The sequence below is a fragment of the Micromonospora sp. C95 genome (assembly GCF_018070465.1).
Taxonomy (GTDB): domain Bacteria; phylum Actinomycetota; class Actinomycetes; order Mycobacteriales; family Micromonosporaceae; genus Micromonospora.
The window spans coordinates 106,720-122,291 of record NZ_JAGPXT010000011.1 but is presented as its reverse complement, the minus strand read 5'-3'; the positions used below and the strand labels follow the sequence as shown (position 1 = coordinate 122,291).

Below are 15,572 nucleotides of genomic sequence, written 5' to 3'. Positions count from 1 at the left end.
AAGCGGATGCGGCGACGGATGCGGTGGTGGAAGGTCCTCGGGTTGGCCGGTCTGGCCGGTGTCGCGGCCTCCGGCGTGGTGATCGCCCGAGCGGAACGGCGGCGGCGCGCGTACACCCCGGAGGAGATCCGGGCCCGGCTGCGCGACCGGCACGCAGAGGCCAGCTCGGTCTCCCCGGCCGACTCGGTCTCCCCGGCCGACGACGACGGCTGAGGCGCCCCTCAGTCCACTTCGGCGTGGTTACGGTCCCACCGGCCGCCGACCGGTTGGTTGTCCAGTCGCAGCGCGGCCTCGGCGTTGCCGGCCAGGTCGTTGTCCTCGACCCGGCAGGAGACACAGGCACCCTGATCGCTGATCCACATGCCGTAACTCTGGGTCGGGTCGTCGCGGTTGTCCCAGATCCGGTTGCCGCGCACTGTCGCGGACTCGAAGTGGGCGTTGACGGTGATTCCGGCCCGTACCGGTGCCGCCGCCGGCAACTCGTAGCGCGCGCCGGGTGGTGGCACGTCCTCGTTCCAGGCGATCGCAGCGTCCGGCCGTAGGTCGGCCAGTTCCAACTCCATCTCGGTGTTGCCGACCACAAGCGCCAGTCGGGACCCCACCCGGAGCAGCTTGCCGCGGTGCCCGTCGATCGACCACGCTGCCGCCCGGTCGGACACGGCACGCCGGCCGTATCGCACCGACTCCCCGGAGCCGGTGGCCGCCGGGGCGCACTGCCGGCCGTTGCTCCGGATCCGGTTGTTCGTCACCGTCGCGTCGACCATCGGCCGGTCCACCCGGATCCCGTCCAGACCGTTGTCCCAGAACTCGTTGCTGTCGACGACGACATCCGACGCCGGGCCCTCGTAGCCGTTGCCCAGGCTGTGCTGGTGGTACCCGTACCAGCCGTTGCCGCTGATCCGATTGCCCCGGATCGTGTACGGCCCGGGGGTGTTGCCCACGCTGATCCCGTCGCGGACATTGCGGTCGATCACGCAGTCGCTCAGGATGCCGCCCCGGCCGGCGATACCGGCCGTGCCGTTGGCAGAGACGTCGAAGCCGGCCTCCAGGTTCCCGGTGAGCGTGCAGGCGGAGACGATCAGGCCGTCTGCGCCCCAGTCCGAGATGCCGAACCGGTTGGCCTGGCTGTGGCAGCCGATGATGCGGTACCCGCGTGGCGGCGTCCAGTACGGCTTCTGCAGCTCAAGGAAGATCCCGTTGGTGCCGTTGCCGAGGGTTGTGCAGTTGCTGATGGTGCAACGCTCCACGGCACCCCAGCCACCGATGCCGATGCCGATGCCCGCACCGCCCATCTCCTCACCGGTGTCCAGCCGCCCGCACCCGACCACCACCACGCCGTCGATCAGGCTGTCCTGGAGGAAGTCGCAACCGAGTCCGGTGGCGCCGGTGTGGTGGATGTAGAGATTGCGGAAGACGCCCCGCACCACGTACTGCAGGCCGAGTCCCTTGGCCAGATAGCTGTACTCGGCCATGGCCACGCCCGAGCCGTCGATCTCGAAGTCGGCGAAGGTGCAGTCGGCGATGTGCCGGTCCCGGTCGGCGCCGTGCTGCACCGTGGTCCAGAAGGCAAGCGGCGTCGGGTCGGCGCGGTTGCCTTCGTTGCTCAGCACGAACCGGGTCGCTCCCGGCCCGGCGCCGATCAGTGACACCCCGCTGCGCCACACCGTGCCCGCGTCCCGGATCGAGTAGATCCCGGGCGGGCAGTAGATGACCCGTGCCCGGCTGTCGGCGGCGTATCCCTCGCCCAGGCGGTCGACCAGCGCAGACAGCGCGGGCTGGTCGTTGGTGACCCCATCGCCCCGAAGTCCGAAATCAAGCGCGTCGCACCACAGCGGCGCACCGGCGACCGGTGACAGGCGCTCGCGGATGGCGGTGGACCGGTCCTGCTGCCGCACGGACCTCTCCCCTCGGTCGTTACCTCCTGCCGGCCGCCGCTTTCCCCATCTCCCCGGCCGAAAACGCCTCGCCAGTCACACCACCGCCATGCCACCCGGGCACCGGCACAGGCGGGCGGACCTGATGACGTGCATTCAGACGCCTTATGTCCGGAAAGCTCCGGTTTGTGGTGGCGTCGGTCACCGCACCGGCGGAATCGTGGACCCGGGCCGGTGGTTGTACATGGCGTAACCGCGAGCGCCCCCAGCGCCGCGTCCCGGGCCGGGTCGGAATGACCCCCCACCGCCGGGCGTTACACCCCCCGGAACATCGCACCAGGCCCCCCGGCGAGGATCCCCCGGAATGACTCCGGCACCACCCGGCGTCACATCCCCCGGGCCGGGCGAGCCCCCGGAATGATCCCGGCCCACCCGGCGTTACATCCGGCCGGGCCGCGAGCCCCGGAATGACCCCGCACCACCCGGCGTTACACCGTCTCCGGGCAACGGACCAGCTCGTAGCACGTCTTCCCTTTCACGCGAGGCCCACCCGCATCCCCCTTACCGCGGGCACCGCCACGCACCCCCGACCGAAAGGTGCAGACCATCATGGCTACCACCATCCTGCGCAAGACCGCCCTGACCATCGCCGCAGCCGCCGCCACCGCCGGTGGCATCGCCGGCCCCGCCGTCGCCGCCCACGCCGCCCCCACCACCAAGCCGGCCGCACAGGTACAGACCGACCGCAAGGCCGGTGGCGAGCGCGAACTCGGCGTCCGCTACGAGGCGCAGCCGAACTTCTACTACTGCGGCCCCGCCGCCGCCCGCAACGCACTCAGCGTGCAGGGCAAGAACATCGACGTGGACACCATGGCCAAGGAAATGCGCACCACCGAGGCCGGCACCAACTCCATCAACGACATCACCCCGGTACTGAACAAGGAGACCGGCAAGGACGTCTACAAGTCGGTCGAGATCACCGACACCAAGGCCGACGACAAGCAGACCGACAAGCTGCGCGACGACATCGTCCGCACCGTCGACAACGGCCGTGCCGTGGTCGCCAACATCGCCGGCACCGCCACCGACACCGACGGCACCACGCACAGCTTCGAAGGCGGCCACTACATCAGCGTCGTCGGCTACCGCGACGGCGGCGACACGGTCACCATCGCCGACTCCGCCGACCCCGCCCAGGCCTCCTACCGGATGAGCATCGACGCCCTCGCCGACTGGATCGCCACCCGCGGCTACACCGCCACCTCCTGACAACCCAACACCACGAAGGGCCGGCCCCACCCGGGGCCGGCCCTTCGTCGTCCCCACCCCCAATCCCCACCACCGCACCGCACCGCAGGATGCGACAACATCAGGGATGTTGCAGCCTGAAACCGCAGCCAGCCAGCAACATCCCCGAAGTTGCGGCCTCGCCTCGCCGCCAGCGGGGACCACGCCGATGGCGGCGGGGGGCCGGACGCTACGACGGCACGCGACGGACAGGCCACCGCAGAGGGAAACTGCCGTGTCAAAACAACGCGACCCAGCAACATCCCCCGAAGTTGCTGGCTCCCGTCCCGCCACGAGGGGAGGCACCTCCCGCCCACCTGGTGACACCGGGTTGCGCCAATAGCAAGACGGACGTACGGTTTTGTTGATGGCGCGAATCGGCGGTAAGTGTTGCCTAAGCACGGCAGCGCTCCGACCGGTGCGAAAGACTGCTCAGGACTACTCACGGTCGCTGGTGTGAAGGAGTACGACGTGGCGAGCCTCGACACCTTCGGTGCGAAGACCCAGCTACGCGTCGGAGACGCGAGCTACGAGATTTTCAAGATCAGTAAGGTGGAGGGCCAGGAACGGCTCCCCTACAGCCTGAAGATCCTGCTGGAGAACCTGCTGCGGACCGAGGACGGCGCGAACATCACCGCCGAACACATCCGCCAGCTCGGTGCGTGGGACCCGACCGCGGACCCGAACGTCGAGATCCAGTTCACCCCGGCCCGGGTGCTGATGCAGGACTTCACCGGCGTACCGTGCGTGGTCGATCTGGCCACCATGCGTGAGGCCGTTCGCGAGCTGGGTGGTGACCCGACCAAGGTGAACCCGCTCGCCCCCGCCGAGCTGGTCATCGACCACTCGGTCATCGCCGACCTGTTCGGTCGCGAGGACGCCTTCGAGCGCAACGTCGAGCTGGAGTACGCCCGCAACAAGGAGCGCTACCAGTTCCTGCGCTGGGGCCAGAGCGCGTTCAACGAGTTCAAGGTGGTCCCGCCGGGCACCGGCATCGTGCACCAGGTCAACATCGAGTACCTGGCGCGTACGATCATGGAGCGCAACGGCCAGGCGTACCCGGACACGGTCGTCGGCACCGACTCGCACACCACGATGGTCAACGGCCTGGGCGTGCTGGGCTGGGGCGTCGGCGGCATCGAGGCCGAGGCCGCCATGCTCGGCCAGCCGGTGAGCATGCTGATCCCGCGGGTCGTCGGCTTCAAGCTCTCCGGTGAGATGCCGGCCGGCACCACCGCCACCGACCTGGTGCTGACCATCACCGAGATGCTGCGCAAGCACGGTGTGGTCGGCAAGTTCGTCGAGTTCTACGGCCCCGGTGTGAGCGCGGTGCCGCTGGCCAACCGGGCCACCATCGGCAACATGTCCCCGGAGTACGGCTCCACCGTCGCGATCTTCCCGATCGACGCCGAGACCGTCCGCTACCTGGAGCTGACCGGCCGCGACCCGCAGCAGGTCGCCCTGGTCGAGGCGTACGCCAAGGAGCAGGGCCTCTGGCACGACCCGGACGACGAGCCGGTCTACTCCGAGCAGCTGGAACTCGACCTGGGCACCATCGAGCCCTCTCTCGCCGGGCCGAAGCGCCCTCAGGACCGGGTGCCGCTCGGCAACGCCAAGACCCTGTTCCGCTCGGCGCTCACCGACTACGTGTCCGCCGACGAGACCGGTGGCGACCCGGGTCGCAAGCCGGGCGTCCCGCAGCAGGAGCAGCCGTACGGCGTGACCGGCCACGCCGACGAGGCCAGTGCCGAGTCCTTCCCGGCCAGCGACTCCCCGGCCAACGGCATCGACGACCCGGCCGACGCGCCCCGTGACCTGGTGAACGCCGCCGTGGGCTCGGGCGGTCGGGCCAGCAACCCGATCCGGGTCACCGGTGCCGACGGCACCGAGTTCGAGCTGGACCACGGCGCCGTGGTGATCGCCGCGATCACCTCCTGCACCAACACCTCCAACCCGCAGGTGATGATCGGTGCGGCGCTGCTCGCCCGCAACGCCGTGGACAAGGGCCTGAACCGCAAGCCGTGGGTGAAGACCACCCTCGCGCCCGGCTCCAAGGTGGTGATGGACTACTACGAGCGGGCCGGTCTCACGCCGTACCTGGAGAAGCTCGGCTTCCACCTGGTCGGATACGGCTGCACCACCTGCATCGGCAACTCCGGCCCGCTGCCGGAGGAGATCTCCGCCGCGGTGAACGAGGCCGACCTCGCGGTGGTCTCGGTGCTCTCCGGCAACCGCAACTTCGAGGGCCGGATCAACCCGGACGTGAAGATGAACTACCTGGCGTCCCCGCCGCTGGTGGTAGCGTACGCCCTGGCCGGCACGATGGACATCGACCTGGCCAACGAGCCGCTCGGTGAGGACAGCGCGGGCAACCCGGTCTTCCTGCGCGACATCTGGCCGAGCACCGCCGAGATCCAGGACGTGATCGCCTCCGCGATCGGCGCCACCGGCTTCAGCTCCGCGTACGCCGACGTCTTCGCCGGTGACGAGCGCTGGCAGTCGCTGCCGACCCCGACCGGGGACACCTTCGCCTGGGACGGCGACTCGACCTACGTCCGCAAGCCCCCGTACTTCGAGGGCATGGGGCGCCTACCGGCGCCTGTTTCCGACATCGGTCCGGCTCGGGTGCTGGCCAAGCTCGGCGACTCGGTGACCACCGACCACATCTCGCCGGCCGGTTCCATCAAGGCCGACTCCCCCGCCGGGCAGTACCTCGCCGAGCACGGGGTGCCACGGCACGAGTTCAACTCCTACGGCTCGCGCCGGGGCAACCACGAGGTGATGATCCGGGGCACCTTCGCCAACATCCGGCTACGTAACCAGTTGGTGCCCGGCGTGGAGGGCGGCTTCACGATCAACCACCTGACCGGGGAGCAGACGTCGATCTACGACGCCGCCATGGCGTACCAGGAGGCGGGCGTGCCGCTGGTCATCCTGGCCGGCAAGGAGTACGGATCCGGCTCGTCGCGGGACTGGGCGGCCAAGGGCACCATGCTGCTCGGCGTGCAGGCGGTCATCGCCGAGTCGTACGAGCGGATCCACCGCTCCAACCTGATCGGGATGGGCGTGCTGCCGTTGCAGTTCCCCGCCGGGGAGAACGCCGAGTCGCTGGGGCTCACCGGCACCGAGACCTTCTCCATCTCCGGGGTCACCGCCCTCAACGACGGCGACACCCCACGCACGGTGCAGGTCACCACCGACGGTGGGGTGGAGTTCGACGCGGTGGTGCGGATCGACACCCCGGGTGAGGCGGACTACTACCGGCACGGCGGCATCCTGCAGTACGTACTGCGGCGCATGATCGCCAGCTGACTCGCGATGCCGTGAGGGCTCCCACCCCGCCGGGGTGGGAGCCCTCAGCTTCTGCAGGCCCCGTCAGTCGGTGCGACCGGCCGCCCGGGTCTTCATGGCGTGCTCCACGAGCATGATGAGCACCTCCTTGGCCGACTCCCGCTGCCGGGCGTCGCAGAGCAACACCGGCACCTCGGGGTCGAGGTTCAGCGCCGCCTGCACCTCGTCGAGCCGATACCGGCGGGCTCCCTCGAAGCAGTTGACCGCGACGAGGAACGGTGTTCCCCGGCCCTCGAAGTAGTCGATGGAAGGGAAGCAGTCGGCCAGCCGACGAGTGTCGGCGAGCACCACCGCGCCGATCGCCCCGAGGGCCAACTCGTCCCAGACGAACCAGAACCGGTCCTGACCCGGGGTACCGAACAGGTACAGCACGAGATCGTCACTGATGGTGATCCGGCCGAAGTCCATCGCGACGGTGGTGGTCCGCTTCGTCTCGACGCCCTCCAGGTCGTCGATGCCCACTCCCGACTCGGTGAGCACCTCCTCGGTCCGCAGCGGGCGCGTCTCGCTTACCGCACCGACCAAGGTGGTCTTACCCGCCCCGAACCCGCCGGCGATCAGGATCTTGATCGCGGTGGGCAGCGTGGCCGCGCCCGACGGCCGCTCAGCGTGCCCGTAGTCCATTGGTAACCGCCTCGAAGATGCTGTGTAGGGTTACTGCTCTCCGCCGGTCTGCTCGGCCGGCCGGGGCGGCGACGCGACGTACTTGCCGACCCGGGTGACCAGCATGGCCATCTCGTACGCGATCAGACCGACGTCGGCGTCCTCGCTGGCCAGCACCGCCAGGCAGGCGTTGCGGCCGGCGGCTGTGACGAACAGGAACGACGACTGCATCTCGATGATCGTCTGTTGCACCTGCCCGCCACCGAACCGCTTGCCAGCGCCACGGGCCAGGCTCTGGATGCCGGCCGCCATCGCTGCCAGGTGCTCGCCGTCGTCGCGGCTGAGCCCCTGCGAGGAGGCCATCAGCAGGCCGTCGGCGGACAACGCGACCGCGTGCTCGGCCTGCTTGACCCGGCCAACAAGATCATCCAGCAACCACGTCAGGTCGGCACTCGAAGCCGTCTTCTGCGCCACGTCGTCGTCCCTCTTCTCCTCCGGCTCATCACCGGCTCACTCGGGCCTGACCGTTCTCCCCGGCTGACCGGGCAGCGCACCCCGGTCAGGGCGCCTGTTGATCGGCGTCGTCGGACTCATCGTCGGGCCCGGGCCGACCGCCAGCACCGAGCAGCCGGGCGGCGTCGGAACGTCCCCGCCGGGTGCCGGTCTGGTACGAACTCATCATGCGCCGGACCTGCTCCGGCTCCCGGATCGTGTCGTCGCTCTCCGCCACCGCCGCGGGCTCGGCCCGCAACCCCGGTGCCAGGCTCGTCTGGCGTACCCGGACCGGCAGGCCCGACTCGGTGCGGGTCGGCTCGATCCCGGTAACTGTGGGGTCGCCCAGCTCGGGCGGCGGACCGGCGGCCGAGACCGCACCAGCGACCGGGCCGGGACGCGCCGGCCGGTGCGGTGGCCACGGCGGGCCGTCGCCGGACGTGGAGTTGACCGGCAGTCCGATCGGGATGGTCGGTCCGTCCAACGCCGCATCGTGCCCCGCACGACGTCGGGAGTCGGTCGACAGTCCGGATCCATCGGCGCCGGCCGCCGAGGCCTCCGCCGGCCTGCTCGGCTCGGTCTCGTCCCCGATGACCAGGTCGCTCGGGATCAGCACCACGGCGGTCGTCCCGCCGTACGCCGACTTCCGGAGCCGGACCCGCACACCGTGCCGGTCGGTCAACCGGCTCACCACGTAGAGGCCCAGCCGGGCCGCATCGGCGCGGGTCTGCTCGCCACCGTCTCCGATCCGATGGTTGGCGGCGGCGCGGTCCTCCTCGGTCATGCCCAGACCGCGGTCCTCGACCTCGATGGCGAAGCCGTTGGCGACCAGTTGCCCACGGACCTCGACCCTGGTGTGCGGCGGCGAGAAGGCGAGTCCGTTCTCGATCAGCTCGGCGAGCAGGTGGATGACCGCACCGACGGCCCGCCCGGCCAGCGAGACATCGCCGACCGCGAGCACCGTGACGCGGGTGTACTCCGCCACCTCACCGACCGCGCTCCGGATCACGTCCACCATCGGCACACCGCGGCGCCAGGCCCGGCCGGGGGTGGCGCCACAGAGCATGATCAGGTTCTCCGTGTTGCGCCGCATCCGGGTGGCGAGATGGTCGACGCGGAACAGGTCTTCCAGTTCCTCGGCGTCGTGCTCGCGCCGCTCCATCGAGTCGAGCAGAGCGAGCTGCCGGTGCACCAGGGCCTGGGTACGCCGGGCCAGGCCCAGGAACACCTCGCGTACGGCCCCACGCAGCTCGGCCTGCTCGACGGCGGTGCGGACGGCGCTCTGCCGCACCACGTCGAAGGCCCGGCCCACCTGGCCGATCTCGTCGTCACCGAAGCGCAGCGGCGGTGCCGCCTCGGCGATGTCCACCTGTTCACCGCGCCCGAGCCGCTCCGCAACGCGCGGCAACCGTTCGTCGGCGAACTCCAGCGCCGCGTCGCGCAGTCGGCGCAACTGCCGTACCCGGGCCCGGGCCGTGGTGATCGAGACGACCACCGAGGCGATGACCACGAGCAGGCCGAGACCTGCGCCGAGGACCAGCCGGACGATGACGCCGATCGCGACCGGTGTGGCGTTCTTGACGATGTCGTCACCGCCGGCCAGCACCACGTCACCGATCTCGATCAGCGCCGCAGCGGTGACGTTCGACCAGTCCGAGGTCGAGAACGGCGGTCGGGAGGTGCCGTCGCCGTTCATGATCCGGGTTTCCAGGTCGGCCAGCCGCCGGAAGTTCGCGCCGGTGACCAGCTGTTCGTAGCGGCGCCGGTCGGCCTCGGGCAGCCGGACGATCGCCTGCTCGGCGACGAACTGACGGGCACCGACGACCCGGGTGAACTCGGCCCGCTCGGCCGGGGTGATCCGGCCCGCGGCGAGCACGCCGGCCAGCAGGGCGTCCTCCTGGGACAGCAGCTCCCGAGCCCGGTAGAGCCGGATCAGTTGTGCGGTGTCATCGGCGATCTGGTCGTCGTCGACATTGCCGAGTTCGTCGTACACCGCGTAGATCGATCCGATCAGCGCGGTGTACGTCGCACCGGCGTCGCTGCGGCCGATGTTGCGCCCGTCGATGGCGGTACGCGCGTCGGCCAGCGCGGCCAGTTGCCGCTTCAGCTCGGCGATGCGGTCGTGCAACGCGTCGCTGCCGAGCAGGCCGACCTGCCAGTTGTCGGACGACTCGGCGAACTCGGCGGCCAACTGGTCGGTGCGCTCACGTAACCGGGTCAGCTCGTCCAGCTGCGCGTCGTTCGGGCGTCCCAGGTGGACCAACGAGGTACGCCGCTCCAGCTGCAACTGCAGCAGCAGCGGCTCCGTGGGGTCGAAGACCTGCACGTCGAGCGCCCGCACGCCGAGCAGGTTGACTCCATCGCGGACGGTGACCCAGGCGGTGAAGCCCCACAGCGCCACAAGTGCGGCCAACAGGGCCACCACCTTGGTACGCAGACTCCTACTGCGGGAACCCATTACACCGTCCCTGGCCCTGAGCTAGTTGACCGATCAGTCAGGAGTGAGGCGCACAGCACACCGACCCCGGCGCAACCTAACAACGTCACCGGATCAACTCAAGCGCTCGTGATCATGCCGTGGTCGGCCCGCCCGTCGCCGGTCGGGTGATCTACGTCATGTCGGCCCGGCCCATCAATGACCGCCGGCCGAGACGGCTGGCCACCGCCCGTCGCGCCGGTCACTCGCCGGTGCCGGTGAGCCCGTCCGTGGGATTCGCCGACGGGAATGCGGGCGGTGGTCGGTCCCACTGTGCCAGGCTCAGGGACATGGACGACAAGACCATCCTGAGCCGGATCTCCGATCTGGTCGACGAGGAGCACCGGCTACGCGCCCAGGCCCAGGCCCACGAGACGGGCACCGACGACGACGCCCGCACCCGCCTGCGTGAGCTGGAGGAATCCCTCGACCAGTGCTGGGACCTGCTGCGCCGCCGCCGCGCCGCCCGGCAGGCCCACGGCGATCCCGAGGCCCAGGGCGCCCGCCCGGCGTCCGAGGTCGAACGGTATCTGCAGTGAGGTCCACTCACCCGCACGCCGCCGTCCGGCCGGTCGCCGGGTCGGCGGCGGTACCCGCCACGCGGTCGAGGTCGCGCGGGAAGGAGTAACCGCAACGGGCTCCGGGGAGCGGTGACCACCACCCGGAGCCCGCCGGTCAGGCCAGACCGGCCTCGCGGCACAGCATCTCGGTCAGCACCGCCGGGTCCACGAGATCCGCCGGCAGGCCCCGGGCCGCGAACCAGGTGGCGACGATGCGAACATCGCGGGCGAGGAACTCCCGCCCCTGCGGGTTCACCACGACGTCGACCACCTGTGGCAGGTCGATGAGCGCCAACCGTCCCGCATGCACCAGCAGGTTGTACGGCGACAGGTCACCGTGCGCGTACCCGGCCCGGGCCAGGACGACGAGCGAGTCGACCAACTGCCCCCACAGGTCGCGCAGTTCGGCCGGGGACGGGCGCAGTTCGGCCAGCCGGGGTGCGGCCCTCCCCCCGTCGGCGTCACCGAGGAACTCCAGCATCAGCTCGGTGCCCCGCAGCTGTACCGGGTACGGCACGGTGACGGTGCCGTAGCGCGTACCGATCTCCCAGAGCCGGCTGAGGGCGGCGAACTCCGCCGCCGCCCACTGCCCGGCGATCATCTGCCGGCCGAACGCGGTCCGGCCGGTCATCGCCCGCATCTCACGCGAGCGGCGTACCCGGCGCCCTTCGAGATACCCCGCGTCCCGGTGGAACAGCCGGTGCCGAGGGTCCCGGTAACGTTTCGCCGCCAGCAGGCAGGACCGGTCCGTCCCGGGAAGCCCCCGGCGCACCAGGTGGACGTCCGCCTCCTTGCCGGTCTTGAGCACACCGAGTTCGGTGTCCTTCGCGGCCAGCTCGGTGACCAGCCAGGGCGGGTGGGGTTGCGGACCGTGCAGCGCGTCGTCCCAGGAGGACCACGTTTCGTCGGTCTCCGGGTCGGGCTCGTCGGGGTCGGTGGGAGCGGGGCCGGTCGGGCGGCCGCGCTTCAGGAAGTGCGGTTCGTCGTCGTCGAAGCGGCGTCGGCCGCGGGTCCGGCGCTCGGGCACCGGAGAGTCGTGATCACGCATGGTGCGGGTAATCCCTTTGTCGAGGTGTCGGGAGGCAGGAAGTGACCTGCGAAGACGGCCATGACCGACCTCCTCTCCTCGACCGGGCGCACGCCCGGCTCGCACGATGCATGGACCATGCTCGTCGGCGGTACCCGCCGGGTCAACCGAATTAGTCAGGCGCCCATGATCTCGGCGATGGCCGCGATCACGGTGTCCACCGTCGCGGTGGGCGCGAACCGGGCGTCGGTCCAGGGACGCCCCCGGTGCAGCCAGATGCTGGGCAGGCCGACGGCGGTGGCGCCGCCGATGTCCGCCTCCGGGCCGTCCCCGACCACCCAGGCCCCGCGCAGCGGCATCCTGGCCCGCTGCGCGGCGAGCGCGAAGATGCGGGGGTTGGGCTTGCTGACCCCGGCCTCCTCGGAGATCACCCAGTCGGCGATGTACCGGTCCAACCCGGTGCGACGGATCTTGGTGTCCTGCTGCCGAACCGCGCCGTTGGTCACCACCACCGGCATCCAGCCGGCGTCGTCGGCGATCCGCAGGGCGCACGCCACCAGCGGATCCAGTCGGGTGAACTCGACGACCCCGTCATGCAGTTCCTCCACCAGGTCGATGGAGGGAATCCGCAACCGGTAGCGGTCCCGGATCGCGTCCGCCACGTCCCAGCGATCCGTCAGCCCGTCGGCGTCGATTGACAGCAGCCACTCGATGTCGTTCGGTGGTGCGCCGATGCCGTCGAGGAAGCGCTGCGCCCAGGTGCGGAACGGCCCGGCCCGATCGAGCAGGGTGTTGTCCAGATCCAACAGGAGCAGCGGCACTCGGGCACCTTACGGGAATCGGGTACCTCGCCGACAGGGCGGAAGGTTACGCGGTGGTGTCGGTCGGGAGCGGCCGCCGCCCGCGACCCGCTCACCGAAAACCAAGCCGTACGTACGGTTTGCGTCAGCAGAGGGGAGCTGACACGATCGACACGTGCCCAGAGTAAGCCAGGATCAGCTCGACGCCCGCCGACAGGAGATCCTCGCCGCCGCGCGAGCCTGCTTCGCCCGGCACGGCTACGAGGGCGCGACCGTACGCCGGCTGGAGGAGGCCACCGGCCTCTCCCGTGGCGCGATCTTCCACCACTTCCGGGACAAGGACTCGCTCTTCCTGGCCGTCGCCGAGGACGACGCCGCCACGATGGTGGAGACCGTCGCCCGCAACGGACTGGTCCAGGTGATGCGTGACCTGCTCGCCCGGGCGGTCTCGCCGGACACCACCGGATGGCTGGGCAGCCAGCTGGAGGTGTCGCGACGGCTGCGTACCGACCCCACCTTCGCCAAGCGCTGGGCAGAGCGGTCGGCCGCCATCGCCGAGGCGACCCGGGACCGGCTGGCCCGCCAACGCGAGGCTGGCGTACTCCGCGAGGACATCCCCATCGACGTGCTGGCCCGTTTCCTCGAACTCGCCTATGACGGGCTGGTGCTGCACCTGGCCATGGGCCGACCCGCCGGTGACCTGGGCGCGGTGCTCGACCTGGTCGAGGAGGCCGTACGCCGACGCTGAACTCGGCAGGTAACGGGAAGGTAACTCGACTCTCCGGGCAACCGGATGCTGGCATCGTCGCTCCACAATGAAGCCGGGTTCCCTCGCGTGACAGGAGCAGACCATGACGGGTTTCGCACTCGATTACGACACCTGGGGAGTTCCCGGTCCCACCTTCATCACGCTCTACCTGGCGGCCACGGTGGTCGCCGTCGCCGTCGTGCTGATCCGTCGCCGGGCTCTGCTGGGCGGCCATGCCGCTCCGCCCGCCAACCAGCTGAGCCCACAGCAGGTCGCCTACCTCAACGGCGGCGACGATTTTGCCGTCTGGACCTCCCTGGGCACGCTGCGCAGCCAGGGCACGATCGGCGTCCACCCGGACCATCGGTTGACCGCCGACGGTCCGCTGCCTCCGGCCGCCTCCCAACTCGACCGGGCCATCCACTACGCCGCGACGCAACGCATCCGGGCCCGGGACGTGCGGCGCACCGAGTGGGTCGAGCGGGCCCTCACCGAGCTGCGCGACGGGCTCGACCAGCGCGGTCTCGCGATCGGTCCGGACCGGCGGGCGGCCCTGCGCCACGGTCCGTTGCTGCTGGTCGCACTGCTGGTGCTCGGTGTCGTCCGGATCGTGGCCGGGCTCGCCAACGACCGCCCGGTCTGGTACCTGGTGCTCACCGTCCTCGCGCTCGGCACGCTGACCACCGTGCTGCTCGTCCGGGTACCGCGCCGTACCCGGGCGGCCGAGGTCGCGCTACGGACCCTGCGCCAACGCAACCGGCACCTCGCCCCCGCCTCGAACCCGGCGTATGCCACCTACGGAGCGGCGGGCGTGGCCATGGCGGTGGCCCTCTACGGCACCGCATCGCTCTGGGCGCTCGACCCGGCCTTCGCCCAGCAGGCCGAGATCCAGCGCGAGGCCATGGCCAGCGGTGCGAGCTCCACCGCAGGGTGTGGTGGCGGCAGCACCGCAGGAGCAGGCGACAGTGGCTGCGGCGGCGGTGGGGGCTGCGGTGGGGGTGGGTGCGGCGGATGAACACCCCGCACGGTGTGGGCATCGGCTGGCGCCCGGAGATCTCCGGGTTCGTCGCCGAGCTGCCCGGCCTGCGCTTCGTCGAGGTGATCGCCGAGTCGGTACCGACCACCGGACCGCCACCGGACGATCTTGTCGAGCTGCGCAACCGTGGCGTCACGGTCGTACCGCACGGCGTGCGGCTCTCCCTCGGCGGCGCGGAACCGGTCGACCCGGCCCGGGTGGCTCACCTGGCGGCGGTCGCGCAGCTCGTGGCTGCGCCCCTGGTCAGTGAGCACATCGCCTTCGTCCGGGCCGGCGGCCTGGAGGCGGGTCACCTGCTGCCGCTGCCACGCACCCGCGAGGCGGTCGCGGCGATCTGCGCCAACATCGTCCGCGCCCAGGCGGACCTGCCGGTACCGATCGCGTTGGAGCCGATCGCCGCCCTGTTCGACTGGCCGGACGACGAACTCGACGAGGCGGCGTTCCTCACCGAGATCCTGGACCGCACCTCGGCGCTGCTGCTCCTCGACATCGCCAACGTGTACGCCAACGCCCGCAACCGGGGCACCGACCCGCTCGCGCTGCTGGACCGGCTGCCACTGGAACGGGTGGCGTACCTGCACGTCGCGGGCGGCGCGGAGCGCGGCGGCTTCTACCACGACACGCACACCGACCCGATCGGGCGGGAGGTGCTGGAGCTGCTCACCGAGCTGTGCGCCCGACACCGTCCGCCGGCGGCGCTGCTGGAGCGCGACGGACACTATCCTCCGGCGGCCGAGCTGCGCACCGAGCTGGACGCCGTCGCCGTCGCCTGCGGCTTCCCGGCGGTCACGTGACAACGCCCGGGACCGGGCCCGACGGTCCCGCCGGCGGGGCAGCCGAGTCGCTCGCCTCGCGGCAGGCGGAACTGGTCGCGGCCCTGGTGGCCGACGGTCCACCACCGGCCGGCTTCGCGCCCGGCCCGTTGGCCGCCGCCCGCGCCGCGCTGTTGCGCAAGCGGGCCGGCGAGGTCGCCCGGCACTGGCCGCTGCTCGCCGCCGGGCTCGGCCCGGCCTGGCCGGCGGCGTTCGTCGAGTGGGCTGCCGGCCGACCCACCGGCGGCGGACTACGCGACGGCTGGGACCTGGCCCGCGCACTGCACGCCCGCACTGCCCTGCCGGCGCTGGGCGCCGAGGAGCTGGCGGCCCGGGAGGCGGAGTTCCGCTACGACGGGCACCGGGCACCGCGTCGTCGCCGGTCCCCCGCCCTCGGACGGGTCGGCGGCGCGATCGCCGTCCAGATCGCCGGCCGGGTACGCCTACTGCGCCCGGCCCGCCCCTGAACCCGACCCACGGACCCGGGACCACCCCTGTTTCGCGTC

At 71.0% G+C, this 15,572-nt stretch carries 14 protein-coding genes; 8 read left to right on the top strand and 6 right to left on the bottom strand.

The genetic code is table 11. The features are described 5' to 3' along the window. Window positions 1-6: 6 nt before the first annotated feature. Window positions 7-213 (top strand): hypothetical protein, encoded by a 207-nt coding sequence (locus KBX00_RS15715; RefSeq protein ID WP_301547999.1) that lies wholly within the window; start codon window positions 7-9, stop codon window positions 211-213. An 8-nt stretch (window positions 214-221) separates the two neighbouring features. On the opposite strand, the gene KBX00_RS15710 is transcribed toward KBX00_RS15715, so the two are convergent. Then, complete coding sequence (locus KBX00_RS15710) at window positions 222-1,895, bottom strand: right-handed parallel beta-helix repeat-containing protein (protein ID WP_210827569.1); 1,674 nt, start codon at window positions 1,893-1,895, stop codon at window positions 222-224. A gap of 588 nt (window positions 1,896-2,483) precedes the next feature. On the opposite strand from KBX00_RS15710, the gene KBX00_RS15705 reads away from it, so the two are divergent. Both KBX00_RS15705 and KBX00_RS15700 read left to right on the top strand, forming a co-directional pair. Further along, on the top strand, window positions 2,484-3,143 hold the full coding sequence (locus KBX00_RS15705) for a C39 family peptidase (protein ID WP_210826683.1): 660 nt from the start codon (window positions 2,484-2,486) through the stop codon (window positions 3,141-3,143). A gap of 474 nt (window positions 3,144-3,617) precedes the next feature. Then, window positions 3,618-6,473, top strand: coding sequence for an aconitate hydratase (locus tag KBX00_RS15700; RefSeq protein WP_210827567.1), 2,856 nt, complete (start codon window positions 3,618-3,620; stop codon window positions 6,471-6,473). Between the two features lie 63 nt (window positions 6,474-6,536). Here the strand turns inward: KBX00_RS15700 and KBX00_RS15695 are convergent, their stop codons facing one another. From KBX00_RS15695 to KBX00_RS15685, 3 genes are all read right to left on the bottom strand, one after another. After that, window positions 6,537-7,136, bottom strand: coding sequence for an ATP/GTP-binding protein (locus KBX00_RS15695; RefSeq protein ID WP_210827564.1), 600 nt, complete (start codon window positions 7,134-7,136; stop codon window positions 6,537-6,539). Window positions 7,137-7,166: 30 nt separating this feature from the next. After that, window positions 7,167-7,589, bottom strand: a complete 423-nt coding sequence (locus KBX00_RS15690; RefSeq protein ID WP_210827562.1) for a roadblock/LC7 domain-containing protein — start codon at window positions 7,587-7,589, stop codon at window positions 7,167-7,169. A gap of 85 nt (window positions 7,590-7,674) precedes the next feature. After that, window positions 7,675-10,065, bottom strand: coding sequence for a nitrate- and nitrite sensing domain-containing protein (locus KBX00_RS15685; protein ID WP_210827560.1), 2,391 nt, complete (start codon window positions 10,063-10,065; stop codon window positions 7,675-7,677). Between the two features lie 308 nt (window positions 10,066-10,373). On the opposite strand from KBX00_RS15685, the gene KBX00_RS15680 reads away from it, so the two are divergent. Beyond that, the gene (locus tag KBX00_RS15680) at window positions 10,374-10,622 is read left to right on the top strand and encodes a DUF2630 family protein (RefSeq protein WP_210827558.1); all 249 of its coding nucleotides are present in this window, start codon (window positions 10,374-10,376) and stop codon (window positions 10,620-10,622) included. Window positions 10,623-10,758: 136 nt separating this feature from the next. Here KBX00_RS15680 and KBX00_RS15675 read toward each other — a convergent pair whose 3' ends face one another. After that, window positions 10,759-11,691 carry a serine protein kinase RIO gene (locus tag KBX00_RS15675; protein ID WP_210827556.1) on the bottom strand — a complete coding sequence of 311 codons (933 nt, stop codon included), beginning with the start codon at window positions 11,689-11,691 and terminating at the stop codon, window positions 10,759-10,761. Window positions 11,692-11,846: 155 nt separating this feature from the next. Continuing rightward, on the bottom strand, window positions 11,847-12,491 hold the full coding sequence (locus KBX00_RS15670; RefSeq protein WP_210827554.1) for an HAD family hydrolase: 645 nt from the start codon (window positions 12,489-12,491) through the stop codon (window positions 11,847-11,849). 154 nt (window positions 12,492-12,645) lie between these two features. Here KBX00_RS15670 and KBX00_RS15665 point away from each other — a divergent pair, with 154 nt between their 5' ends. The 4 genes from KBX00_RS15665 (at window position 12,646) to KBX00_RS15650 (ending at window position 15,533) form a co-directional block, all read left to right on the top strand. Continuing rightward, a complete protein-coding gene (locus KBX00_RS15665; protein ID WP_210827552.1) occupies window positions 12,646-13,218 on the top strand; it encodes a TetR/AcrR family transcriptional regulator in 573 nt (190 codons plus the stop codon). A gap of 103 nt (window positions 13,219-13,321) precedes the next feature. Further along, window positions 13,322-14,233: a TIGR04222 domain-containing membrane protein gene (locus tag KBX00_RS15660; RefSeq protein ID WP_210827550.1), complete on the top strand. Its 912-nt coding sequence runs from the start codon at window positions 13,322-13,324 to the stop codon at window positions 14,231-14,233. Then, on the top strand, window positions 14,230-15,048 hold the full coding sequence (locus KBX00_RS15655; RefSeq protein ID WP_210827548.1) for a DUF692 domain-containing protein: 819 nt from the start codon (window positions 14,230-14,232) through the stop codon (window positions 15,046-15,048). Before KBX00_RS15660 ends, KBX00_RS15655 begins: the two co-directional genes overlap by 4 nt. Further along, the gene (locus KBX00_RS15650) at window positions 15,045-15,533 is read left to right on the top strand and encodes a hypothetical protein (protein WP_210827546.1); all 489 of its coding nucleotides are present in this window, start codon (window positions 15,045-15,047) and stop codon (window positions 15,531-15,533) included. The genes KBX00_RS15655 and KBX00_RS15650 overlap by 4 nt, the downstream gene beginning before the upstream one ends. Window positions 15,534-15,572: the final 39 nt, after the last annotated feature.

Excerpts from the sequence above, each read along its gene's own strand:
- KBX00_RS15675 (WP_210827556.1), bottom strand. The coding sequence starts at position 11,691 with ATGCGTGATCACGACTCTCCGGTGCCCGAGCGCCGGACCCGCGGCCGA.
- KBX00_RS15660 (WP_210827550.1), top strand. The coding sequence starts at position 13,322 with ATGACGGGTTTCGCACTCGATTACGACACCTGGGGAGTTCCCGGTCCC.
- KBX00_RS15695 (WP_210827564.1), bottom strand. The coding sequence starts at position 7,136 with ATGGACTACGGGCACGCTGAGCGGCCGTCGGGCGCGGCCACGCTGCCC.
- KBX00_RS15705 (WP_210826683.1), top strand. The coding sequence starts at position 2,484 with ATGGCTACCACCATCCTGCGCAAGACCGCCCTGACCATCGCCGCAGCC.
- KBX00_RS15655 (WP_210827548.1), top strand. The coding sequence starts at position 14,230 with ATGAACACCCCGCACGGTGTGGGCATCGGCTGGCGCCCGGAGATCTCC.
- KBX00_RS15715 (WP_301547999.1), top strand. The coding sequence starts at position 7 with ATGCGGCGACGGATGCGGTGGTGGAAGGTCCTCGGGTTGGCCGGTCTG.
- KBX00_RS15680 (WP_210827558.1), top strand. The coding sequence starts at position 10,374 with ATGGACGACAAGACCATCCTGAGCCGGATCTCCGATCTGGTCGACGAG.
- KBX00_RS15685 (WP_210827560.1), bottom strand. The coding sequence starts at position 10,065 with ATGGGTTCCCGCAGTAGGAGTCTGCGTACCAAGGTGGTGGCCCTGTTG.